This is a genomic window from Thermoplasmata archaeon (genome assembly GCA_038851035.1).
Lineage (GTDB): Archaea > Thermoplasmatota > DTKX01 > VGTL01 > VGTL01 > JAWCLH01.
The window spans coordinates 1-23,613 of sequence record JAWCLH010000003.1 but is presented as its reverse complement, the minus strand read 5'-3'; the positions used below and the strand labels follow the sequence as shown (position 1 = coordinate 23,613).

16 protein-coding genes are annotated in these 23,613 nt (G+C 59.2%); 9 read left to right on the top strand and 7 right to left on the bottom strand.

What is annotated here, in order from left to right:
• The first annotated feature begins 16 nt into the window (after window positions 1–16).
• Both QW379_01420 and QW379_01415 read left to right on the top strand, forming a co-directional pair.
• Window positions 17–3,280, top strand: coding sequence for a tandem-95 repeat protein (locus QW379_01420; GenBank protein ID MEM2869070.1), 3,264 nt, complete (start codon window positions 17–19; stop codon window positions 3,278–3,280).
• A 218-nt stretch (window positions 3,281–3,498) separates the two neighbouring features.
• Window positions 3,499–6,006 carry a PKD domain-containing protein gene (locus tag QW379_01415; GenBank protein MEM2869069.1) on the top strand — a complete coding sequence of 836 codons (2,508 nt, stop codon included), beginning with the start codon at window positions 3,499–3,501 and terminating at the stop codon, window positions 6,004–6,006.
• A 71-nt stretch (window positions 6,007–6,077) separates the two neighbouring features.
• Here the strand turns inward: QW379_01415 and QW379_01410 are convergent, their stop codons facing one another.
• Window positions 6,078–8,660 carry a PKD domain-containing protein gene (locus tag QW379_01410; GenBank protein MEM2869068.1) on the bottom strand — a complete coding sequence of 861 codons (2,583 nt, stop codon included), beginning with the start codon at window positions 8,658–8,660 and terminating at the stop codon, window positions 6,078–6,080.
• Window positions 8,661–8,860: 200 nt separating this feature from the next.
• On the opposite strand from QW379_01410, the gene QW379_01405 reads away from it, so the two are divergent.
• From QW379_01405 to QW379_01380, 6 genes are all read left to right on the top strand, one after another.
• Window positions 8,861–11,272, top strand: coding sequence for a DEAD/DEAH box helicase (locus tag QW379_01405; protein ID MEM2869067.1), 2,412 nt, complete (start codon window positions 8,861–8,863; stop codon window positions 11,270–11,272).
• A 133-nt stretch (window positions 11,273–11,405) separates the two neighbouring features.
• On the top strand, window positions 11,406–11,885 hold the full coding sequence (cgi121, locus tag QW379_01400; GenBank protein MEM2869066.1) for a KEOPS complex subunit Cgi121: 480 nt from the start codon (window positions 11,406–11,408) through the stop codon (window positions 11,883–11,885).
• A gap of 52 nt (window positions 11,886–11,937) precedes the next feature.
• On the top strand, window positions 11,938–12,096 hold the full coding sequence (locus QW379_01395; GenBank protein ID MEM2869065.1) for a hypothetical protein: 159 nt from the start codon (window positions 11,938–11,940) through the stop codon (window positions 12,094–12,096).
• A complete protein-coding gene (locus tag QW379_01390) occupies window positions 12,092–14,077 on the top strand; it encodes an AAA family ATPase (GenBank protein ID MEM2869064.1) in 1,986 nt (661 codons plus the stop codon). Before QW379_01395 ends, QW379_01390 begins: the two co-directional genes overlap by 5 nt.
• Window positions 14,077–14,433: a hypothetical protein gene (locus QW379_01385; protein MEM2869063.1), complete on the top strand. Its 357-nt coding sequence runs from the start codon at window positions 14,077–14,079 to the stop codon at window positions 14,431–14,433. Before QW379_01390 ends, QW379_01385 begins: the two co-directional genes overlap by 1 nt.
• 303 nt (window positions 14,434–14,736) lie before the next feature.
• Window positions 14,737–15,573 carry a hypothetical protein gene (locus tag QW379_01380; protein ID MEM2869062.1) on the top strand — a complete coding sequence of 279 codons (837 nt, stop codon included), beginning with the start codon at window positions 14,737–14,739 and terminating at the stop codon, window positions 15,571–15,573.
• Between the two features lie 224 nt (window positions 15,574–15,797).
• Here the strand turns inward: QW379_01380 and QW379_01375 are convergent, their stop codons facing one another.
• The 4 genes from QW379_01375 to QW379_01360 all read right to left on the bottom strand — a co-directional run bounded on the left by QW379_01375 (window position 15,798) and on the right by QW379_01360 (window position 19,774).
• Window positions 15,798–17,603, bottom strand: a complete 1,806-nt coding sequence (locus tag QW379_01375) for an Ig-like domain-containing protein (GenBank protein ID MEM2869061.1) — start codon at window positions 17,601–17,603, stop codon at window positions 15,798–15,800.
• Between the two features lie 642 nt (window positions 17,604–18,245).
• Window positions 18,246–19,172, bottom strand: a complete 927-nt coding sequence (locus tag QW379_01370; protein MEM2869060.1) for an integrin alpha — start codon at window positions 19,170–19,172, stop codon at window positions 18,246–18,248.
• A gap of 30 nt (window positions 19,173–19,202) precedes the next feature.
• Window positions 19,203–19,370 (bottom strand): hypothetical protein, encoded by a 168-nt coding sequence (locus tag QW379_01365; GenBank protein MEM2869059.1) that lies wholly within the window; start codon window positions 19,368–19,370, stop codon window positions 19,203–19,205.
• A gap of 137 nt (window positions 19,371–19,507) precedes the next feature.
• Window positions 19,508–19,774, bottom strand: a complete 267-nt coding sequence (locus QW379_01360; GenBank protein MEM2869058.1) for a hypothetical protein — start codon at window positions 19,772–19,774, stop codon at window positions 19,508–19,510.
• Here QW379_01360 and QW379_01355 point away from each other — a divergent pair.
• Complete coding sequence (locus QW379_01355; protein ID MEM2869057.1) at window positions 19,773–19,913, top strand: hypothetical protein; 141 nt, start codon at window positions 19,773–19,775, stop codon at window positions 19,911–19,913. The genes QW379_01360 and QW379_01355 overlap by 2 nt on opposite strands.
• 245 nt (window positions 19,914–20,158) lie before the next feature.
• On the opposite strand, the gene QW379_01350 is transcribed toward QW379_01355, so the two are convergent.
• Window positions 20,159–20,866: a DUF72 domain-containing protein gene (locus QW379_01350; GenBank protein MEM2869056.1), complete on the bottom strand. Its 708-nt coding sequence runs from the start codon at window positions 20,864–20,866 to the stop codon at window positions 20,159–20,161.
• A 102-nt stretch (window positions 20,867–20,968) separates the two neighbouring features.
• Window positions 20,969–23,613, bottom strand: a 2,645-nt coding sequence (locus tag QW379_01345) for a putative Ig domain-containing protein (GenBank protein ID MEM2869055.1), incomplete at its 5' end; no start/stop codon positions are given.

Here is a 23,613-nt window from a genome sequence, read left to right as displayed (position 1 = left end):
AGGCAGGTGCGAAGTTATGATAAGAAAAGGCCTCGCGCTATGGGCTGGGCTTCTGATGACCCTTTCCGCAGGAGCGGTCCTCCTCCCGGCCCCCGCCGGTGCGGACCAAAGGACCCCCGACAGCGACAACGACATGGCTTCAGCCACTCCCGTCTCGAGCGGTGTTCCTGTAACGGGCGAGGTCAACTCCACGGACGACCCTCAAGACTATTTCAAGATATCGGCGACCGCCGGGAAGGTCCTCAGCGCGAAGCTGAGCTGGAGCGACCAGAATACCACGATGGGGCTATATCTGCTCGACCCAGAGGGCGACTATATAGCCTACCATTCCACCAGCGAATCGCCTGCATCCGCCAACACTCTGATAAGCGTCAACGGCACCTACTACATACTCGTCAACGCCCTGTTGGGGACGTCGGAGTACGTGCTCAACGTGACACTGGACGACCCCATCACGATGACACCTGGGAACACTTACACGGGCACGCTAGACTCTGAACGGCCCGGCCTGAACAAATGGTACAGAATCTGGCTGAACGGCAACGTCAGCGGCCAGAGCGAGGTTGCGTGGGTGAACATGACGGCGGACCGGACCAACGATTTCGACCTCGCCGTCTACGATATTCTAAATTTCAATGGCTCTCAGATTTATAATTTATCATGGTACGGAGATCCGACCGAGAGGGTGAGCTGGGCGGCTTCCTACACCGGCTGGTACTATGTCCAGGCATCGGCTTACGACGGGGCCGGGGACTACACATTACAAGTTAGCAAGATGCTTGTCCCATCAGATGGAAACAACGACTGCAACAACGCCACGAGGGTCAAGCACAACGCCGCGCCGAGCGACCGGGTGGACCAAGGCTGGGACCACTACGATTGGTACAGGTACAGAGTGCTGGCCGGCGACACCCTCCAAGTCCGGGTAGATAGGAATAGCGGAACGGATGTTTTCAATGTCTCCATATTCGACCAAAACATGCACTATCTTATCGGAGGGGTCAATATTCAGGGCAGCGGCACGACCGGCTCAGTCACCTTGAACCTCCCCGCAGCCCCGGCCGAGACCTATTATTTTATATCTGTCTCGATGCTCTTCGCGGTTCGGAACAACCAGATAACCGATGACACCGCGATGATGAACTACAAAATCACCTTCTCCTCACCCAACCACAACCCTGTCGCTCAGGGCACAATACCAGACGTCTTTATCAACGAGGACGAGTCAACATCCGTTCCCGTTTTATCACTCTTCTCCGACCCGGACGAGGATGACCTGTCCTTTGAGCTCGCCGGTGCGAGCCAGCTCACTACATTATATAATACAACATCCGGCGCCATAGACATTCTTCCTAAGCCCAACTGGTACGGGCAGGAGTCGGTCGACATCACAGTGAGGGACGGCTTTGGGGGTGTTGTTCAGCAGACGATGAAAGTCACGGTGGCTTCTGTTAACGACCCTCCATATATAAAGAAGCGCATCGCCGACGTGCAGATGCTGCAGGGAGGCACGGACACGTCCATTGACCTCAGCCAGATATTCTCTGATGTGGACATACCCTATGGGGACAAGCTGACCTACTCGGTCTCGGACAACGGCTCGGTCTGGGTTGAGATATCGCCAGCTGGCAAGGTAACGCTAATCGACCCGGTCACTTTCTACGGCCATGTCAGAATGACTTTCACCGCCACGGACAACGCCTCAGCCTCCGTGTCCGCAACCTGCAACGTCACCGTCCAGCACGTGAACCAACCTCCCAAAGTAGTGAATCCGCCCCCGGCCCAAGTCGAGATAAACGAGGACGAGAGCCTTACGCTTGACATGTCTCGGGTCTTCGAGGACCCGGAGAATGACCCAGTCACCATCATTCCCTCCGGACAGAGCCGGGTTGCGGTTATTGTTGAGTACATCACCCAGAAGGTCACTCTGAAGCCGGGCCCCAACCTCTCAGGCTTCACGGAGGAGATAAAATTCACTGGCCAGGACGACAAGGGGATAGGCGAAGCCTTCGTGACCGTTAGGGTCACGGTTATCCCGGTCAACGACCCGCCGAAGATAACCAACTATAGCCCCTCGGGCGAGGTGACGATGACGGAAATGGAGAGCATGGAGTTCAGCGTGACAGCCACGGATATAGAGTCGCCGAACCTCCTGAACTTCACTTGGTTCATTGACGGGAAGAACATGGGGCCTTCGGACAACAGCTTCCTATATCAGACGAACTACTTCTCCGCCGGTGAGCATGTTATCAAAGTAGTTGTGGACGACGGCGAGCTGGAAGTGGAGAGGGAGTGGAGGGTAACCGTGAAAAACAAAAACCGAGAGCCGGTCGAAGTCAAAATACTCTCTCCGAAAAACGGGGAGTCCTTCATGGAAGGCACAGAAATATCCTTCGAAGGGACGGCAAAGGACCCGGACGGCGACGCCCTTACTTATAGCTGGATGGACAAGAAGATAGAGCTGAGCGACGAGCTGAGCTTCACCACATCCTCGCTCGCCCCGGGCGTGCACACGATATACCTGGAGGTCTCCGACGGAGAGGCGACAGTCAAGTCCAAGAGCATCACCATAGAGATTCTAAAAAACAACCCGCCCAAGGTGATCTCCTACTCGCCCCAGCTCGGTCAGGAGTTCGAGAAGGGAAAGGCGATCACGTTCTCGGTCACTGTCTCCGACCCAGAGAACGACCCCCTGAGCTACACATGGACTGAGGGTGGCAGAATTCTCAGCACCCTGCCCTCCTTTACTACAAAGGAGCTCAGCGTCGGGACCCATGCCATAACCCTGACGGTCTCAGACGGTCGCTCCGAGACCACTATAACTTTGACGGTGGTTGTGAAGGAACCGGAGACAAAGCCCCTGATTGATTCCCGGACCCTGATGGTTCTGGGCGGAATAGTGGCGCTCGTGGCGCTCGTGGGCATCGGCGCCTTTTTCGTGATGAGGCGCAGGAGGATGCCTCCTGCCGAGGCCTCGCTCGAAGCGGAGCCTGCCGAGGCCGTCCCAGAGGGGAGCATGTATCAACAGTCCCAGGAGCTTGGCGGTGACGGCTACCCACCCTACCCCCAGTACGATGAGCACGGTTACCCACTTCAGTACGACCAACAGGAATACCCGCAGGTACAGTACGGCCAGCAGGGCTACGAGGGCCAACAGGGGGAGCAGCAGTACACCCAGGAGCAGTATCCGCAGCAACCAGACCAGCCAACCACCCCTGCGGGACCTGGGCAGGAAATAAGAGGGCCACCCTCCCCGGAACAGGAGGGAGGGTCTGGATAGCCAACACCGGCGAAATCGACCCCTCCCGAAGGCCTATTAGAACGTGGGCTCGCGCCGAGCCCACCAATAATGCCTCCCCCTCTAGCCACCAGATGTACCATTCGGCCCATTAAGCATACCTTCTCGAAATGCCCGCGAGGAACCGCAAAAGGGGATAGTGGGGGGAGTCTGGAACCGGACCACAGAGTTAATTAATTACAAGGGGATAATACCGATTCATGCCTCCTCTTGGAGGGGCTCCCCAGGGAAATGGCATCGACACCTCCTCTGAAGCCGAGAGGGAGAGGTTCAGAAAAAAGCTCGCCCAGTGGAAGGAGATGGGATTCGATGTCAGCGAGCTTGAGGTTCTTCTGGAGACGGACATCGAGAGATTCCGGGAGAGGCGGCTAGAGCTCCTGAAGCAGCAGCTTCACCCCCCGGCCCGTCCTCCCGTTGAGAAGCCGCCTCAGGCACAGCCGCCCCCCAGCCCGTCCCCGCCGGAGCCCGGCGTTCGTATAGAATGGCCTGCACCGACACAGCCTCCTCCTCAGCCCATAAGACTCGCAAGACCACGCGCATCGGGCATAGCGCTCGGGGAAACCCACACTGCGCTCCCGCACGCCGAGATTCGCTACCCCACCCCGCGCCGCAGGCGCCCCGGACCGATGTCGCCGGCACGTGGAGTCCCAGAACTGACGAAACTGGGAGAAAGGAAGGGAATTATTCGTCTCGAAGAAAAAGACAGGGGCGGGGAGGGTGGACCCGGCCCCGTATCGTCAGAGGAGCGAGTGGCGCAGGAGCGGCGTTACGCGAGAGAGGCGGAGAGGACCGAAAGGGCCACACCCGGAAGCTCCCCCGAAGCACTCGTTGTACGGAAGGTAAGAAAGGTAAGGAAAGTGCGGAGGGTCGCACCGCACTCCCACCAAAAGGTGAGGAGGGGCGCAATCTTAGCGGCGCTGGCGATTGTCCTTATTTTACTATTTGCCGCCCTGCTCAATACTTTTGCACACCCGGCGGAGGTCATAAAAGCCCGCATCATCCACCCTCCCAGCGCCTCGGCTGGGGAGGTGGTGGTTTTCGATGGAAGCTTCTCCTCGTCCAGCACCGGAAAGCTGGTGTGGTACAAATGGAGCTTCGGGGACGGCACCACGGAGGCCGGAAAGAAGAAAACGGTCAGCCATTTCTATTCTCAGCCCGGAAGCTATGTCGTGGAGCTTGTGGTCAGGAACGAGGGTGGTAGGGAATCGCAGCCTGCGCGATCGAGAATCAACGTGAGGCCGCTGAGCGTGGTGGTGCCGGAGAAAAGGGTGGACGACAGGGCCTACTACGACGTGTCCGGAGCGGCCTCACTTAGCAACAACGACACATATCTCTACACGATTCAGCTCCCATCCGGCTCCGTGCACGTCAACGCCGTCTCATTCGAATTCAGCGGCACGCTCGACCAGTGGGTTTGGGAGGTCACGACGAGAGAGGACGGTTTCAAGGTCCAGCACAGAGCCCTCCATGTATACAGCAAGGAGACTTTGAGGCTCGACGGCAACGCCTCCACCACCACCGCCGGCACCTACAGGCTGGGTGGCAATCTTAGCTATGACGAGAACACCTTCTCCGACCCCGCCTCCGGCGGTGTGTTCTTGGTCGAGGCCCGGGCCCGGACGACCATCTCCCTTCTACTTATCAGCTTCCCCGGCTCCACTCTTGACTCGACCGACACCCTGAGAGCCTACTTAAGGGTCGGGGACATTCTGGACCAGTTCCAGCTGGAGAAGATATACCGCGGGAAAAGCTTCTCGCAGGAAACCCCCTCCTCCCTAAACGGGAGCCTGTCCACGGGCGGCGGGGTTTACTACTGGAGCCCCATCGACGCGCGCGACGTTCGTGGCCGGCCTAGCCTCGGCCTCCATATCACCATGGACGCCGACTCAATGCGTCGTTTTGGGCTGAATGAGTTCTTTATAGATATGTGGCTCTGCAGCAACGCCTCTCTTCCGACCCGCATTCACACGCATCTCTCCGGAAGGAGCGGGGAGACATTCTACTCTTCCGACCATATTTCCGAGATGAGAGGCTTCTCAGCCGGCACCTTCGATATCGACACCACTCCGCAGAGCTTCAACCCCTCCCCCCTCCCCCAGGAATTCTTTGCCTCCTTCAACGACGTTCCCCAGATGGGCTCAGGTGCCTCCAGCCTCCGCTTCTCGCCCTCTGAGGCCGTTCAGGAGGCGAAGTCGAGGAGTCAGGACTTCAGCCAGTTCCTGTCCAGCCACCCCCAGGCCTACGCCGTGTGCGGCACCTACACTGAGGGGAGCCTTGGCCCCCAGTCCGCGAGCTGGAACCTCACTTTCGCCTGGCCGGGCGCGGCCGTTGGGTACTTCATCAACGTCACTCGCACCTTAGCCGGTGAATACATACTGAAATCTGACTGGATCTCGCCCCCAACTGCCCTGAGTACGGCCGAGGCCTCCATTCCGAGGACCCTCACGATGGCCTCTGCGGAGGCGCTGATGAGGAGTGACAATGAGACTGCCTGGAGGTTCTTTAAAGAAGGAGGAATCCATTTCCCATCCGTCTCCCTATCGCTCAGGGCGGACCACCTCCACCCCAGCCTGAGCCTGGTCTCGATGTACGCCGCCGCCGAGAAGACCGGCTACGCCGTCCTTCTGGAGTCGGAGGGCTGTGTCTCCGCTTTCTCAATGGAAACGGGCCAGATGCTCTACTTCTACACCCACTCCAGCGGTAAATGAAAGACCAGGCCCTTCATTTATCCACTCCCCCGCCACCGCGTAAAATTCTTAGGGCAGATTGCTTACTGAGGCTACTCCAGGTGGCGCCGTGAACCAAGCCGCAGCGCGACCGAAATTGCGGCAGCAGCAAACGCCACCACAAGGAGAGGTGTTGTGAACGCCGGAGTGGGGCCCGAAGCCTTTTTAACGGTTAGGTTGAGGGTGAGGGTCGAGGTTATGCTGCCGTCCTGCGAGGTCGCCTGTATCATCAATAAGTAGTCTTGGGCGGCGGCGTCATTCGGAACCTGAATTCTGAGCGAGGCTGTCTTGATCCCGCCCTTTGTAAGGAGGGTCTCGCGGGGGCTGAAGCTCGCCCACTTTCCAGCGGCGCCGGTGGCGCTCAGGACGACCTTGTCATCGCCGTTGCCCGTATTGGTTATCGTTATTCTCAGAGTGGCGCTCCTGCCCGCCTCGATAGAGAGCTGGCTCCGCTCGGAAGATAGGCTCGTGCCGAAGACCTGCTTAACGGTTACAGTCAGCTGCGCCTCAGCCTCGACGCTTGAGTCGAGGGCGGAAGCGGCCTTAATCCTCAACTTGGCCTGGGCGCCGGCGGCAGCATCCATGGGCACGGTGACTGTCACACCGACCACCGCAGAGGCGCCCGCCCCTAGCGAGACCTCAATCTTCTGGAGGCTGACCCATCTGTAATTGTCCCCGGATACGCTCAGACCGAAGGTGTCCTCGCCATTGCCCGTGTTCAGAATCGTGAGCCTGAACTCCGAGCTCTCGCCGGGGGAGAGGCTCTTGCCCCTCGAGTCGATCGCGAGGGAGACGCCGGCCGTCTGAACAACCGTAACGATGGCGGTGTCCCTTGCGCTCTTGCCCATCTCGTCCGTGACTGTGAGGGTGACCGTGTAATCCCCACCTCTTGTGTAGACATGCTCGACCATCGGTCCAGAGGCGTCGGCCTGAATTCCGTCCCGGTCGTCAAAGTCCCAGGAGAAGCTGAGCTTCTGCCCCTCGGGGTCCCTAGAGCCGCTGCCGTCGAACTGGGCGGGCTCCCCGCAGTTGACGGTCTGGTCCCCGCCGGCGTCGGCGATAGGCGGTTGGTTGAGCACCACCGTGACAACAGAGACGTCATCCGCGCTGTCACCCCGGTCGTCCGTCACCCTGAAGAGGGCCTCGAATGTACCGGGGGCGGGGTAGGCGTGGCTCGCAGTGCCGGATGAGGGGCTCTCGAAGTCCCAGACGCCGTCGCTCTCGAAGTCCCACTGGTAGAGCACAACCTGCCCGTCCTCGTCCGAGCCAGTGCCGTGAAAGACCACGGTCTGGCCGACGAAGGCGCTCACGTCCCCTCCCGCGCTCGCCACTGGCGGTATGTTCGGCTTCGGCGTGACGGTGACGTTGGTCGTGTCCTCGGCGGTCAGGGAGTGGTCGTCGGTGACCCTGAGCCTCGCGACATAACTTCCCACGACCCTATAGGTGTGGCGGGCGCGGCCGGTCGTGGTGGAGTTCCAGTCCCACACCCCGTCGCTTTCGAAGTCCCACTCGTAGAGCCTAATCGAGCCCCCCGGATTGCGAGCGAGCCCAGAGCCTGAGAGCGTGACCTCCTTGCTAACCTCCACAGTCTGGTCCGGGCCGGCTTCCGCGAGCGGGGGAAGGAGGGGAACCTCGGTCACATTGACCCAGCAGGTGTCCACCGCGAAAAAGTGAGCCATAGTGTCGCTCTCGATGACCCAGTGCGTCACGGTGTAATTGCCTGCCCGCTCGTAGGATGTGGTGCAGACCTTACCCTCTCCGTCAGGATTGAGGAAGTCCACACCGTCCGAGCGGTCCCAGTCCCAGTAGTAGTTGAGGTTGTCGCTCTGGGGGTCGCTGGAGAGCGAGGTGAAATAGACCGTCTCGTTGACCACGACCGACTGGTTGGGTCCAGCGTCTGCTTTAGGAGGGGTGTTGATCTCGCCCGGGCTTGGCGCGGGGAGGATGTTAATCCAGACATAGTCGCGGTTTTCGGAGCTGGTGTCGTTGACGGTCAGGTTGGCGATGCGCAGGCCCGGCTCTGTGTAGGTGTGATAGACAACCTTTCCCCTATCCGACGTGCCATCGCCGAAGCCCCAGGTGAACCTGAGTAGGGCGGACGGGGTGTCCGGGTCGCTTGAGTTGGACCCATCGAATCTAACTCTTTCCCCGACAACGAATATGTCCCCGTTCTCAGGGCTACTTATGACCGCCGTGGGAGGGGCGTTAGTCCCCGCCGTTGTGACTGTGACCTGGCACTCGTCCGTGTCCAACAGCTGGCCGTCGCTGACAGTCAGCGTGACCCAGTAGGTCCCGGGCTGGCTGTAAGCGTGGCTGACTCTAACGCCAGTGGCGTCCTGCTGGATGCCGTTGCTCCTATCGAAGTCCCAAGAGTAGCTCAGGGGGTCCCCATCTGGGTCGGAGGAGTTCGAGCCGTCAAAGTAGACTGTCTGATTGACCAGAGCGCTCTGGTCAGGGCCGGCGTCGGCGTTCGGGGCGGCTCTCGGGGAGGAGCCGGCCTCACCTCCGGCCCCCGCGGCCCTCGCGCTCCCGGAGCCGCCAGCCCCGCCCCATCCCCCTCCTCCGGCCACCTGAAGCGGGACGGAGCCTGCGACCAGTACGGCGGCGAGAATCAGGCACGCGCCCCTCATCATCATATCTCTGCCTCTCCTGTCTCTGACCGTTATTAACGACATAGTCCGTGGGATTTATTTAAAGATTTTGTTAAGAATTTCGCGAATTCTGCCCGCGCTCGACGCCCGTCTTACCAAAACCGTCTTCAACAGCCCCCACTCACGACGCAGGATGATTCGGTCACGTCGCAAGGCTGAAATCCCCGGGACGGCCTAAGGTCACCATGCAACACATGGAGGGAAAGACAGGAACTCCCGGAGCCACCAAAGAGGGGCCCTACGAAGTTGGAGGTGCGCGGGTCGTTGGACGGGGACTCCCGTGCGTTGACGAGCTCGGCCTCCCACCGGAAGTTGTCGCGATTCTCAAGCAGCAAGGCCTCACCACTCTTTATCCCCCTCAGGCAGAGACCATCGCCCCGGCACTAGCCGGCAAGAGTCTCGTCCTTGCCCTGCCGACCGCTTCAGGGAAGTCGCTTGTGGCGTACCTGGCCCTTGTGAAAAGAGTCCTAGAGGGCGGCCGGGCGCTGTACATAGTTCCCCTCAGGGCGCTGGCGAGCGAGAAGCTCGAGGACCTCAGGGCCTTCGAGCCGCTCGGCATCAGGGTCGGGGTCTCGACCGGCGACTATGACACGGCGGACGAGTATCTCGAGAGATACGACGTGGTTGTTGCGACCTCGGAGAAGGCCGACTCCCTCCTCCGCCACCGGGCGCGCTGGCTCTCGAGCCTCTCGGTTATTGTGGCAGACGAGGTCCACCTAATAGGTGACCCGGACAGGGGACCGACGCTGGAGGTTCTGCTGACGCGCTTCAGGCGGCTCAACCCCCGGGCCCAGCTCCTCGCTCTCTCCGCCACAATCCCCAACTCCGCGGAGCTGGCGCGCTGGCTCGGCGCGGAGCACTACACGAGCGACTGGAGGCCCGTCAGGCTGAGGGAGGGCGTGCTCTTCGAGGGCGAGGTCAGGTTCACGGACAATACAAAAGTCGAGGTGGGGCTCCACTCGGAGCCGGCCCTCCCGCTGGCCCGGAGGGTGATTCTCGGGGGCGGGCAGTGCCTCGTCTTCGTCAACTCGCGCCGGTCCGCGGAGGCGATGGCGCTGAAGGCGAGGCCGCTGGTGGCGAAGCTGCTGGCCGGGGGCGAGAGGGAGGCGCTGGAGGCCGAGGGGGTGGAGCTGGAGGCGGCGGAGGTAGAGAGGACAACGATGGCGGAGCGCCTGGCGGGTTGCGTCAGGTGCGGCGTCGCCTTCCACCACGCCGGCCTGACGCCGGAGCAGAGGCGGAGGGTCGAGGGGGCTTTTAGGTCGGGCAGGGTCAAACTGCTCTTCGCCACGCCCACCCTGGCCGCGGGCATCAACATGCCGGCAAGGTGCGTCGTTATACGCGACATCAGGAGGTTCGAGCCTGGAGTGGGTCAGGTGTTCATTCCGGTTCACGAGATAAAGCAGATGGCCGGAAGGGCCGGAAGGCCGAGGTACGACACGGAGGGAGAGGCTGTAATAGTCGCTAGGACCGAGACCGACCTGCGAATCGCCCTGGACGAGTACCTTCTCGGCGAGCCCGAGCCGATAGAGTCGAAGCTTGGCGTGGAGGGCGTCCTTCGCGTCCACGTCCTATCCTCGATAGCCTCGGGCTTCGCATCAACCATGCCCGAGCTACTCAGCTTCTTCGGAGCAACCCTCTTCGCCCGGCAGAGTGCGGAGGGGGCGGTGGACATCGTCGTCGAGAGGTCGCTGGAGTTTTTGGTCGAGGAAGGGTTGGTCAAAAGGATTGGGGAGGAGTTGGAGGCGACCCCCTACGGCCGAAGGGTATCCGAGCTCTATATAGACCCTCTGTCGGCCAGGACGATTCGGGAGGCGTTGGAGCGGGCCCGAGACAAGGGCGGATGGAAGCTGTCGCAAAAGGCCGCCGCCGGCTCAGAAAGCGCCAACAACAATAGCGGGGGGGCTGCAGGGAGAGGGGCCGAGGGCAGGGAGGGAACGGCGAGTTCGATTCCCCCTCCCACCACTCTTGGCCTCCTGCACGTTGCAGCCTCCACGCCGGACATGCGCAGGGTCGGGATGTACCTGAGGAGGGGAGACATCGAGTGGCTCGATCAGACTGCCGCGCTCGCGCGTGGCGGGCTGCTCATTCCACCCCCGGACGATCCGGGGGAATATGAGTGGTATCTGGCTGACCTGAAGCTCGCCTGCCTACTGCAGGACTGGATAGACGAAAAGGGCGAGGAGGTGATGACGGAGAGGTACGACGTCGGCCCCGGGGACATTAGGGCGAAGGTAGAGACCGCGAGATGGATTCTCTATTCAATGCGAGAGCTTGCCCGCCTTCTCCACCTCCCGTTTGTGCAAGAGCTGGAGTTGTTGCAGAGGCGGGTGGAGAGCGGGGTCAGGGAAGAGCTGCTCGAGCTGGTCAGGCTGAGGGGCATAGGGCGGGTCAGGGCGAGGGCGCTGTATAACGCAGGCCTCAGGAGTCTTGAGGAGCTGGCCGCGGCCGAGCGGGAGAAACTGGCGGGAATTCCGGGAATCGGGCCGAAGGTTGCGGAGGCGATAATTAACCAACTGGCAGAGATGCAGGTCCCAGCAGGAAGAGAGAAGAGTGGTGTTTCCGGCGCTGCAGACGAAGGTGGTAGGAGAGATGGTTAGAAGAGAAGAGGGCAGAAAAGGAAAAGGGGGCGAATCATCCCGGCGCCGGGCTGAGACGACAGGGGGCGGTAGAGGCAGTGACATCTGGAATAGAAGGGCAACTACGCGGCCCGTACCCCTCTCCGAGGGCCAGGTGGTCGAGATCTGCTGGGGCGAGCTGCAGAGGCGTAGGGAGCCCGGCGAGCTTATCGCGGCGGCATCAGCGTTCGCATCAGCCCGCGGCCTGACGGCTCAGCTTTTCGACGCTAGCGCGCTCGCGGGCGAGGAGCACCTGCGCTCCGCGGCCATTCATGCGCTCCGGGCGATGGAGAGGGGAATGGGCCGAACATCCTCACTCGCCATGGAAATCCTCCTCTACGCCTCTGGCCGGAGGCAGATTCGCGACGCGCTGAAGCTGGTCGGGGTGAGCGGCAGGACCCGTCGAATCGCCGCCGTGCTGATTGGACGGGGAGCGCGCGGGAGAGGAAAGGAGCTCCTCAAGGCTCTCGGGGCCGCTCCCTGCGGCCCGGAGGCGGCGGGTGGGAGAAGGGCTCTGGCCCGGCTGGGGCTCCGGGGCCGGGAAATCGACGAGGCACTGGAGATGGTCGCCCTCCTCGACATCGAACGGCAGTGATTTCTAGAGGCCCGCAGACAACCTTTTTACCCCGCAGAGCGATTAGCGTCACATGCCCCAAGTACTGGTCGACCCTGCTCTCCTTTCGGAGGTCTGTAAAAAGCACAGGTTGAGCGAGGAGACGCTTCTCAAGATAGTCGAGATAGAGAAGAACGTACCCGTCAGGACCCACAGGCTGAGGGAGTTCCGGAAGCTGCTCGGGGGGGATTGAGCTGCTCATCAAAGCGCTCGAGCTGGAGAACTTCAAGGTCTTCCACGGGGTCAACCGGGTCGAGATAACGGATGGCCCGGGAAACGTCGTTGTGGTCCAGGGCGACAACGGTCGGGGCAAGTCCACCCTGATGGAGTCCGTTTTCTGGGCGCTGTATGGAAAGGAGAAAAGGCACGACAGGCTCGTCCCGGCCAACTACCCCGGTTTAATAAACAATACAGCGAAGCGGGAGGGGAGATACCATGCTAGGGTCCGGGTTACCTTCGAGCACGATGGGAAGCTGTTCGAGGTCGAGAGGAGCGTGAGGGCGAGGGATGGGGTGGCTGAGCCGTCGAGGCGCTCAGACTTCGAGGAGACCCTGAGCTTCAGGGTGGACGGAAAGGACCTGGGCTCCGACAATTCCCTCCTCTACGACGTCTTCCCCGAGGACGTGGCCAGCTTCTTCTTCTTCGACGGCGAGACGATATCTAGGTACGCCGAGGCGCAGGCCAACAACAGGGAGACTGTGGAGAAGGCGCTCGGCCTCCCGTTCCTCAGACAAGCCCGGGAGGACATCGAGCGCGTGAGAAAGGAGTTCGAGAAGGAGCTCAGGGACGTCCAATCCTCTCCGGAGATGGAGAAAACCGAGGCGGAGTTGAAGGAGCTAAGGGCGAGGGCGGCGCAGCAGGTGGCGCAGCTCAACGAGGAGGAGGAGAGGCTCGAGGCCCTCAACAGGGACATCCGCGGCCTCCAGCACAACCTGGAGGAGTTCGATGACCTAAGGGGTATACAGTCGAGAATTCAGGAGCTCGAGGAGTTCTCGGCCGAGCTGGACAAGGAGGAGGCGGGGATACTGAGCGCGGAGGCGGCGTTCAAGGCCGAGCTGCCCTGGCTTATACTTGGTAAATCGGTCAGGGGCGCCGTCGACCTCGTCGGGAAGATAAAGGAGCAGGCGGTGGAGGAGAGAATCGAGCAGGGGAGGCTAATGGACCAGCTGGAGTTCATGAAGGACCTGAAGGCCAGCGGCATCTGCATATGTGGCGGGAGGCTGGAGGTCGATGCGCTCGCGCATATAGACGATATGATAGGAAAAATCAACCAGGCCCTTGGAACAATCAAAGTAATAGAGACCGACAGGTTCTCCTGGACGCAGGGCGACCTGACCACAGCGCTCTCGAAGGCGAGGGCGGTCGAGGAGGAGGGGGAGAACGTCCACAGATTGGAGGCGAAGAGGAGGTACCTCGACGATAACCGCCAGAGGGTGGCGAGGGCGCTGGAGAGGGAGAGGGAGGCCCTCAGGACTCATTCGGCCCAGAACCTCAGGGAGAAGGAGGTTTTCGACAGGCTGACCCAGCTGACCAAGGAGAAGGCGGTATGCCAGGCGAGGATTGAAGAGACTCGCACAGCCCTCAACCTGACCCGCAGGCAGGTCCAGGAGCTCGAGCGCCAGCTCGAGATAAGCCTCTCGAAGAAGAGCGCCGCGAGCAGGTCGCTGCTCGAGGCGATATCCCGGTCGGGCAGGGTTCTCAAGGCTCTGGAGGAGATAATCGACAGGAGCGCCGAGCAGAGGCGCGCTGAGATAGAGCGCCGGGCCTCCTCGATTTATACCTCGATAACGAACAAGCCCCTCGAATTCATCGGGCTGTCAATAGACCCGGAGACCTTCGAGGTCAGGGTCAGGGAGCAGGGGGGCGGGCTGATTGAGTCAAAGAAGCTCTCAGACGGCGAGAGGCATGTTCTAGCGCTCTCGTTCCTCGGCGGCCTGAAGGACTCGACGCACGAGGGGACGCTGATAATGGACAGCCCGTTCGGCCGGCTGGACCAGACCCACAAGACCCGCCTGATTCAGAAGATTCCAGAGCTGGCGAAAAACGTTGTTCTCCTTGTCACCGACGAGGACCTGAGGCCGGAGGACTGGAAGTCGCTCTCGAGCGTGCAGCGCAGGTTCACGCTGGAGCACGACCAGCTACAGAAGTTCTCGACCATACAGGAGGTGAGGTGATGGTCACGTTCCACATAGACGAGGAGAGCGCAAGGAGGCTCGACGAGGCCTACAGGAGCCACGCAATCGACTCAAAGGACAACGTCGTCGCGCTGGCGGCGGCCATAGGCATCGTCACTGGAAAGAAGAAGGAGCTGAAGAACCCTGTTGTGTTCAGACAGTCCTTCTCTGAGTTCGACCGATACAGGATGCTCTCCCTGAACGCGATAGCGCGCAATCTCGAGCTGGTCAGCGAGGAGGAGGTGGCAGCGGAGGTCGAGCGCTACGCCGAGGGCGGCCTTGAGGTCATATTCAACGAAGAGATGAAGGACGGGAAGCTGGACTACTTCGCGGTCTACAGGAAGTACTGCGGGTGAGGGCTGCTCTGGTGCGGTTCCGAAGCAAAATGGTCAGGGCACCGGTCAGAGGGGGCGTGATGGGTCTCAATTTCCAAATAAGGCAGGACCCAACAGATATTAAGTCCCGTTAATCAGGACGGTTAAGTCCCATCAGCCGGGACGTTTAAGTCGCTTAAATAAGGACAATGTCTTTCATCCCGCGTAAATCTATATTGATCCGACACCTCAAACAAATCGCGGGTGGGGCAAATGAAGCGCGGGATATGGTTTGGGGTTGCGGTATGGATAGGTGCGTTGTTGGCTCTGCTGCCGTAGATCGGCGTGACGGCGCAGGGACCCGGGGATGTAAATGGTGTAGTGGCGAACGATCCGCAGTGGCATGCGACTCCCGGGTGGTCCGCCATCTATGAACATTCCGATAAGAACCAAGACCCTTGGGGCACAGGCATTTCTTTCTGGGATCTATACTATTCCGCAGGCGGAAATGATCCATACGATTATTACGTGCACGAAATGACGATACCTTGGATAGGAATCAAGATGAGCCAGGGAGAGATGATGTATTATGGTCACTCCGAGGGCACCTCAGACAATCATCTTAAATACGTTAGCCACACATTTACTGAACGTCCAAACCAGCAAACCACAACGTTGACTGTGGATTATGACCTAGATTTTGATAGCGATTCCATCGTCGAATGCAGTTTCACAGAAAAAATAGACTTATGTCTCCCTGGAGGACAATACCCCGGCGGATATCTTACGATTGAATTTACAATAACTCAATTCCCTACGCTGCAAAATGGAAAGTGGGGGCATAATGGAGACACAGTCGAAACCATTGAGATTCCATTCTTGTTTGACGCGTATGTTTACAGCGATCCCAACAACAATTTCTATTTCTGGAATGGCAACCAATGGGTTCTGGTATCCTTCGAAACCTTTTTCCGCGGTGTTGGGTGGGGGCAGCGAGATCTCGCTAAAATCGAGAATCCAAACCCTCCAATGCCCCCACCGGTTGAAGAGCGGTCTATCATACTGAGAGCGATTCCGCAACAACACGGATTTCCTACTTTTCAAGACATCTATTTCGTCCATTGCCAATATACCGAATACTCACAGCATCCCAGCGAATATTTAAATGACGAGAGCATCTAACTCAACAATGGGGCGCTCTGGTATATTGAAACATACGACGTGCAGAACAACCCTCCACCGAACGGTGGCCAGTGGACAGGAGTGGCGTGCTACAAATTCGAAGCGTAGCGAGAGATTAACATATTCTTTTCAGACCACCCAGTTATCATTCCCTCTTTTTCGAAGTGAAAAATGGCTAAATTTCTCTCCCCTCCAGCAGCTCTGGCTTATCGGCTTCTGGTCTTTTAAAGTCTCCATCGTAGAAAGATCGCCAACGCCCCAACAACAATTAAGACCAGCCCCGTTCCGAAGTATATATTAATTCCAGCTCCCCCTGTTCCGGGATTGTCAACTACTATGATTCTTTTCGTCGATGTAGAGAAATCATAGCCGTCGAATGCCCTTGCCTCAAGGACATGCTCTCCGTCCGCGAGCTTCGTCGTGTCGAGGATGTATCTCCACGATGAGTTACCTTCGGCGTCGGCCCACGCGCCCGCGTCCACCCTCACCTGGACCCCCACCACATCGAGCGAGCCACCGAGCGCCCTGCCCTCGACTGTTATTTTTCCCCTGACCCTTTGCCCCTCGGCAGGTCTCACGAACTCCACTATGTGCGGGACCTTCTCCCTGACATGAATCATGAACTCCTGAAGAGCTTCTCCGCCGCGTCCGTCCGAGGCCAGGAGGCTCACGAAAAAATTCCCGGTCTCGTCCGGGAGCCATTCCACTCTCCCCGTGGCACCGTCCAGGGTCATGTTCCGGGGCCCCGAAATGAGGGTTAGGCTCACGGGGTCTCTGTCGGGGTCCTCCACGCGGACATCATAGCGATAGGGGACATGGCGGACGCCCTCCGTAACGGGTCTGGATTTGAACAGGGGAGCCCTGTTCCCGCGGACGACGATGATGGTGAAATTGTGCGTGATGTTCGCCTCGCCGTCGGAGACATTGACCGTGACCGGGAACTCTCCGATTTCCCCCGGCCTATAGCTCAGGACACCTGTGGAGGAGTTCAGGGACATGTTCTCGATGTGGGGGAGGAGGAAAAAGCTCAGCGCATCACCGTCGTCGTCAACTGCGGGAATGGCGTATGTGTAGTCCTCTCCCAGCAAAGCCGGAGGCGGCTCACCATCGATAATTCTGGGAGGGCTGTTGGGAACAGAGATATTGTAGCCCTGGGCGTCCGAGAACTTCCCGTCGCTCACCTGCACTGAGACATCATAGATTCCCTTCCGCGGCGGAACCCAGGTTATACTCCCCGAGGACGAGCCAATGCTCATGTTCACCGGCGCTCTGACAAGGCTGAACTCGAGCGCGTCGCCGTCGCCGTCGGCGGCGGTCACATTATAGCAGTACAGGACGCCCGCTTTGCCGGTTCTCACGGGCTCGCTGGTTATCACGGGCGGGTCCTCGACGTTCCTGACGGTTATCGTGAACGGCCGCGAATTCGTTCTCTGGCCCCAGCCGTCCATGCAGGCGACGACCGCCTCAACGCTCCCGGTCCAGTTGGCGCTGTTCCTGCCCGTCATTGCGTCCGCGGAGAGATACCTGTTTCCGGATATCCAGAGCCGCACGGAGCTGGCATTTGTGGCGGAAACGACAGAGAAGCTCAATTTGTCATCCGGGTCGAGGTCGTCCTCGAAGTGGTCGTGAAGGTCCACGAATGTGACGACCGTGGTCTCTTCATCCAGGATGAGGCCTTCAAGCTCCCTGACCTGTGCGGGCGGGAGGTCGCGGGTCATTTCGAGCCCGGAGAACCTGATTCTCCCGGCAGTCGCGCTGGCTACCCTGATGGGCACTGTTATATTTCCGTCGGGGCTTGCGTCTCCCTGATGGTCTCTGAGGTAAAGGTTGAGAGGAAGGGCGAAATTGGGTGTTCTGAAGTCGCACTGGTAAATTATGCTCAGATTAGTTATTTTCAGGACGCCCTCGCTCTTTGCGAACGCGAGCATGGGAATATCGACAAACTCGTTTCCGAACTCATCCATGCCTGATGGTTCAGCGGCTTGCAGGAGTTCGTTGACGGTAGAGGCGAAGTTATCAACTGCAATCATGGTTCCAAAGGAAAAAACCCCAGGATGGCTTAAAACTGTTTTTGAACCCAAAGTGATAACAGGATCAAGAATGCCTCCAAGCGACAAATTGACAAGCGTATAGATGTACGCCCGGCCGGCGTCTCGGCTGCCAGAATCATTATGAGGTGCTGAAATGATTATCTCATTATAACCATCACCATTGACGTCGCCTGCTCCTGATACCGAATAGCCAAAATGGTCGCCCGCTGCAGCCCCGAGGAGCGTCCAATCGGCGGAGGTGTCCGGGCTCAAGCCACCATAATAAATAAATGCCGCCCCCGCCTCGTTGGCTGCGATGTTGTCAAGATATGAACCCACAATCACATCATCAATTCCGTCACCGTTTATATCCTCGGCGCATCCCACCGCTTTGGGATGGTCATTTCCCATAGTCCAAATTCCCATGTATGTTCTATCGGGGACGTTATCCATGTTACTACCGCCAAATAGGACATACGCTGCTCCAGGCATGGAGCCATTGTTACTGACTGATGCCGCGATCACATCCGCGTATCCATCGCCGTTGAGGTCTCCACCACCACAAACCGAGAAGCCTAGAAAGTCCCTTTCGCAGGCTCCCCTAAATATAACATCCGCCTCCTTATCCAAGTTCTTTCCACCTTAAAAAATATATAACTCGCCAAATAGGTCTTTTAAAGATGCACCAATTACGACATCATCGTATCCATCCTTATTTATATCTCCTGCTCCAGACACCGACGCGCCAAAATTGTCATTTTTACTTTTTCCAACAAGAGCTGTCCCAGAAAGGAAATCCGCCCCGCCGAAAAGAATGCTTACTTCGCCATAATTATCTCTTTCAGAACTGTTGAAAGGTTGACCAATTATGATGTCGCCGTACCCATCCCCATTCACGTCTCCGGCACAGGCAACAGAATAGCCAAAGCAGCCCCTTCTTGCAAAACCGAAGAGAATCAGATCCGAAGTGGCGTCCATGCTCGAGCTGCCGAAATACACACATATTTTTCCAATATAACCAAACATGGAATTATATGGCGCCCCCACGACCACATCGTCGTATCCATCGCTGTTCACGTCGCCCGCGCCCGATACTGACCATCCAAATTTTTCTTTTAATGTTTCTTCACCCATGAGAACCACATCGGGGGTGCTGTTCATTGTCGCTCCCCCAAAATAAATATAAGCCTTGTTGGCAAGGGGAACTCCAACAATCACGTCATCGTAGCCATCACCGTTAACATCACCGGCGCCGGATACACTGTGGCCCAGGTTATCGTTCTCAGAGGAGCCGGTGAAGTTAATGAGCTCCCTCATGGCCAGCCTCGGGCCGCTCCATATCTCCATAACCGCTTTCTCGACCACCGCCCCTTTCGGTAATCGAATATGGGTTCCACTCGACCCGCCCTTCTCATCGACTGTGAAATCTGCGCTCTTTATGCCGTTGAGGAATTTCTCCTGCTTTCCAAGGGCGCCGAGGCTATCGCCACGGAAACCCCAAATGGTTGTTCCATTGATGCTCAGGGCAACATTCTCGGGATAGATCGGTGGGTCGTTGATCGCGGGCAAACCTCTAACTAGAACCGTGGCATTTGCTGCTTAGAAGCCCGCCGGAACGGAGATGCTGGTGTTGGCCTCGAAGGAGGGAGGGTCGATGGCGAGCGTCACCTCACCTGACCCGCCCTCAAAGCTGAGAGGCTCGCTCCCCGGAAGCGAGAGTGGAGCGGAGAGCAGTAAGGCGAACAGCAGGGGTGGGATTTTTCTCATGGGGGGGACCTTTGGTAAATCTATTGGATGCGCATATTTATTAATCTTTTCAGGGCGGAGGAGGGCATAAATAATGGCGTTATTTAAGCCGCTTTCGAATTTTCGCAGGTCTAGCACCACTGCTTTGCTCATTCCGTTCACCTCACCTCCTCGTCCCGTGCCAATTCTTTATCCTGGACCTTTCCCGGCATTTTCCTCATCTCAGCCAACATCCCCCAGAAAGCCTCGACCTCCGGTCTGTTGAATTTCAGAGCACTGACGAGATATCTCGTTCCGGCGTGGTAGTTCCGGAGGAAAGCGCCGATCAGCCCCCTGATGGTGTCCCTGTGCCGCCCGATGAGCCGCTCGATCTGCCGAATTCCTTTCCCTTCGGCGATGAGCCTACAAATCCTGGCCGCCTCCATGGTCGAGAGCCGCCTCCGGAAGAGGGGCGTCCCTCTGGTCTCCACGAACCTCGCGCCGCAGTGCCTGCACTGGAACCTCTGGTGCCCCGCGCTGTTCCGGCCGCGCCTGATGATGTCCTTTCCCTCGCTCTGGAGGTAGTATCTGCAGTGCGGGTTCTGGCAGACGAGTTTTAATCGTGTTCGTAAATTATTTTAATAACCCATTATTATTCACAGCCTTTAATAAAATTGGCCCAAAAAGCTCTCCGGCGGCTACAGGACACAATTTACCGGAATTCCTGCGGCTGAGCCACCCGTCCCTTCACTCCCCAGGAGCATCATAGGTGAACAGAGCGAGCCAGGAGCCCGTGCCCTTCTCACAGCCGGTGGCCCCCGGCTATGTCATCAGCGGCTCCTGGTCACGCTCCCCAGAATTCGCCGCATGCCCCTGGCGTTCTCGAGCATGTCGTGGTCGTTGTTGAAGAATATGTAGGCCTTCCTTGGCCCCGCCGCCCGAATCAAGGCGGCCTTCTCCCCCAGCTCTTCATCGCTGTAGTCGTGCCTGTACCACCCGGTCCTTCCGTGCATCCTGAGATAGACGAAGTCCGACGTCCTAAAGACCTCGCGGCTCAGGACAGGGGCGTCTATGGAGACCCATGTCAGGCCCAGTCCTCCGGCCCACTCCAGCCATCGCGGCTCGAACCACTCCTCATTCCTGACCTCCAGCGCCGCCCTCGGGCCAAGGTTTATCTTATTAAAGAACCTCTTCATCGCGGAGGCGGAGGATGGCCTGGCGCCCGGCGGGAGCTGGAATAGATAGAAGTCGATTCGATTGTCCAGGGGCTCGAAGAGCTCCCTGAACCTCCTCCAGCTGGCGTGCGCCTTTCCCTTGAATCTGTAGACATGCGTCACGAACCTGTGCACCTTGACTGCCCAGCGCAGCTTCTTCCCCTTTCTTGCCCAGCCAAGCACCTGGTTCGGGTAGGGGAACCTGTAGAACGAGGCGTTCAGCTCGACGGCGTTCAGGCCCGCGTTCTTCACGTACCAGTCGAGCGACGACTCGGGGTTCCACGATGGATACGCCCAGCCGCTCGTCCCCACGTAAACCCTCATCTCCATGCCTCCGGTGCAGCCCCGCCCCTCGCGCGCGATGCATTCGCGGTCACGCGCCCGTGCCCCCGCGCTCCCATGCGCGCGACCGCTCCCGCCCGGGCCTCACTTATTCGGCTCGCTCTCCTCAGCCTCGGCCTCACCCTCGGCATAGCGGTGGAGCAGGAGCTGGCTCCTCCGGGCGATTCTGTCCTTCTCGGTCAGGTCGAGGTGCCTGATGCTCTGCTGGATGATTCCCTTGTTCTTCAGCCTGCGGTTCAGCTCGTGGCCGAATTCCGCCAGCAAGCCGGTGATTGCGGCCAGGTCCGACGAGCCGACGAAGAACTCGAGTGTGTTCGTTTCTCTTGAAACGCTGATTCTCATCACGACCTGGTCCTTCTTGAACTGCGTCCTGCCGTAATACCAAGCCTCGGCTCGATAGGTGGGCTTCTGCTCCACGAACTCTCGGATGAGCCTCACATTATGGGCCTCGATGACCGACATCCCTATGCGGAACGCGTCCTCGGCCCAGAGGCCCTCGGGGATGTTGTAGACCTTGCTGTCGTGCTGCTGGAACTCGGATATCATCTTCCTGAGCATCGCCACATTGATGTCCTGGTCGGTGACGAAGGTGGGGCAGACCACCTCCACCCTCCTCCGTGGCATCACTATGGAGTAGAGGTCGGCCTTGGCGTCCTTGAACGTCAGGGTTGCGTCAACGAAAGAGCTTGTGCAGACCAGCGGGTCCAGATAAACGTCGGCCTGGACCTTCTCCCCTGGCTGGACGTTGCCAATTATCATGCTGTCGCCCTCGAGCCTGTACTGGGGAGGCTCGATGTGGCTGATTCTCATCGCGTCACTCTTCACGATGATCTTCACTGAGGCGTCGGTTATGACGGCGTCGAGGTCGTTCGTAATGACGAGCTTGAGCCTGATGTAGCCCCTGTAGAACTCGACGCCGCCGAGTATGCTCACGTACTCCTCCGGGCTCTTGACCCGGGGCTTACTTGCTGGGGCCGCAGTCAGATAGAGCTCAGAGATGGGCCTGAGCAGGAGCTCAAGGTCTTTCTTCAGCGGCGCCGCCTCGCCGTCCCACTTCTCCAGCGCGCGGGCGCAGACGAGCTCGATGTCGGCGATGGCTGTTCGCATCGTCTGTCTCGTGTCGGGGTGCTCCTCGCCGGAGAGCACGACCGCGAGGTTGATCATCTTCCCCTTCTCCATAAGTATGTTGTAGTCCTCGAATTTGATCGCGTCGACCTTCTGGGCGCCCATCGAGTCCTTCATGAAGTCCTGGACCGAGCTGAACATCGAGGCGAATATCTCGTGGTCCATGGGCGTGAGACGGTTGGTCAGGTGGTGAATCAGCCTTCCGTCGCGATATATCACGAATATGTCTTGGACGCGGGTCGCGCCGGGCAGGGGAGCGGCCGCGGCGAGCGGGGGCGGGGGTGCCCTCGCGGGCGCGGCCGCAGCCTCCGCGGGAGCCGCGGCTCCGGCCTCCTCCTTCTCCGGAAGCTTTGGAGCCTCAGGTGGCGCCGGAGGTTTCCCGGGCGGGGCCTTCTCCTGCGGAGCACCCGGCCCAGCCGGCGGTCCGCCGGGCTTCTCCTCCGAGACCACCTCGGGCCTCCGGGGCATCTCGGGCCACTTGCCCTTGAGCTTCATCTCCCTCTTTCTCGCCCTTGAGTACCAGAGGGCCCCAGCCGCGCAGGCTACGAGCACGAGCGCAACAATTCCCAGAAGCAGGGGGTCGATGCCTGCGACTGCGCTCTCGACGACCTCGATGTCGAAGCTCTGGGTTGTGCTGTCCACGCCGTCGCTGACCTGCACGACGAAGTGCTGGTTGCCGGTCTGGTTCTTTTGCGGTGTCCAGGTCATGACCCCGGAAGATGAGATTTTCACTCCCCACGGGGCCCTCACGAGCTCGAAGCTCAGGGCCTGGCCATCGGCGTCGGAGGCCTCGACACGGTATCTGAGCTCCTGCCCGACGACGGCCCTGCTCGGTGGGGAGCTTTTGATTCTGGGAATGGTGTTCTTGATGACCTTCAGATTAAAGGTGTAGCTCGAGGAAACGATGCCATCGGTGGCGTTGACGATTATGGTGTGGTTGCCCTCCACCGGCGAGGGCCAGGAAATCAGGCCCGTGGACGAGTTGATGGTCATTCCCGCTGGTGCTCTGAACAGCGAGAATTCAAGTACATCGCCGTCCTCGTCGCTCGCCTCGATCTGGCAAGAGTAGGGCTTTCCGGCGTATGCGGTGGCGCTGACGAAGGGCCTTATGACGGGCGGGTGGTTGGTGGAGAAGACGGTGATATTGAATTTCTGGAGGTCGAAGAGGGTGCCGTCGGAGACGCGCACTGTGATGTTGAATGTCTTGCCCACGTCGTCCATGGATGAGGGTTTCCAGGTGACTAGGCCTGCGGAGCTGACCAGCATCCCCGTGGGCTTTTCGTCGAGCGAGAAGAAGAGGGTGTCGTTCTCGTCGTCCACGACTGTGAGCTGGTAGGTGTAGTTGCGGCCGAGCTCTGCGGTAATGTTGGGGATGGAGGTGATGAGGGGTGCGTCGTTGACCTCTGCGACGAGAACTGCGAACTGATTTGAGGTCGTGGACTGGCCGCGCGCGTCGGTGGCCCTGACGGCGAGCTCTGCGGAGCCGGACCAGTTCGTCTCGAGGGCCCTTGCTGCGAGGAAGGAGCCGTTGATGGTGAGCTCGACGAGCGAGGCATTGGAGGGGTTGAGGATTGAGAATGTGAGCTCGGTGTCGAAGTCGTCCG

Bases quoted from the DNA above. Each gene is read 5' to 3' on its own strand.
- QW379_01420 (MEM2869070.1), top strand. From the start codon at position 17: ATGATAAGAAAAGGCCTCGCGCTATGGGCTGGGCTTCTGATGACCCTT.
- QW379_01355 (MEM2869057.1), top strand. From the start codon at position 19,773: ATGGTCGAGAGCCGCCTCCGGAAGAGGGGCGTCCCTCTGGTCTCCACG.
- QW379_01375 (MEM2869061.1), bottom strand. From the start codon at position 17,603: ATGATTGCAGTTGATAACTTCGCCTCTACCGTCAACGAACTCCTGCAA.
- QW379_01415 (MEM2869069.1), top strand. From the start codon at position 3,499: ATGCCTCCTCTTGGAGGGGCTCCCCAGGGAAATGGCATCGACACCTCC.
- QW379_01395 (MEM2869065.1), top strand. From the start codon at position 11,938: ATGCCCCAAGTACTGGTCGACCCTGCTCTCCTTTCGGAGGTCTGTAAA.
- QW379_01385 (MEM2869063.1), top strand. From the start codon at position 14,077: ATGGTCACGTTCCACATAGACGAGGAGAGCGCAAGGAGGCTCGACGAG.
- QW379_01365 (MEM2869059.1), bottom strand. From the start codon at position 19,370: ATGAGAAAAATCCCACCCCTGCTGTTCGCCTTACTGCTCTCCGCTCCA.
- QW379_01360 (MEM2869058.1), bottom strand. From the start codon at position 19,774: ATGGAGGCGGCCAGGATTTGTAGGCTCATCGCCGAAGGGAAAGGAATT.
- QW379_01410 (MEM2869068.1), bottom strand. From the start codon at position 8,660: ATGATGATGAGGGGCGCGTGCCTGATTCTCGCCGCCGTACTGGTCGCA.
- QW379_01405 (MEM2869067.1), top strand. From the start codon at position 8,861: ATGCAACACATGGAGGGAAAGACAGGAACTCCCGGAGCCACCAAAGAG.
- QW379_01350 (MEM2869056.1), bottom strand. From the start codon at position 20,866: ATGAGGGTTTACGTGGGGACGAGCGGCTGGGCGTATCCATCGTGGAAC.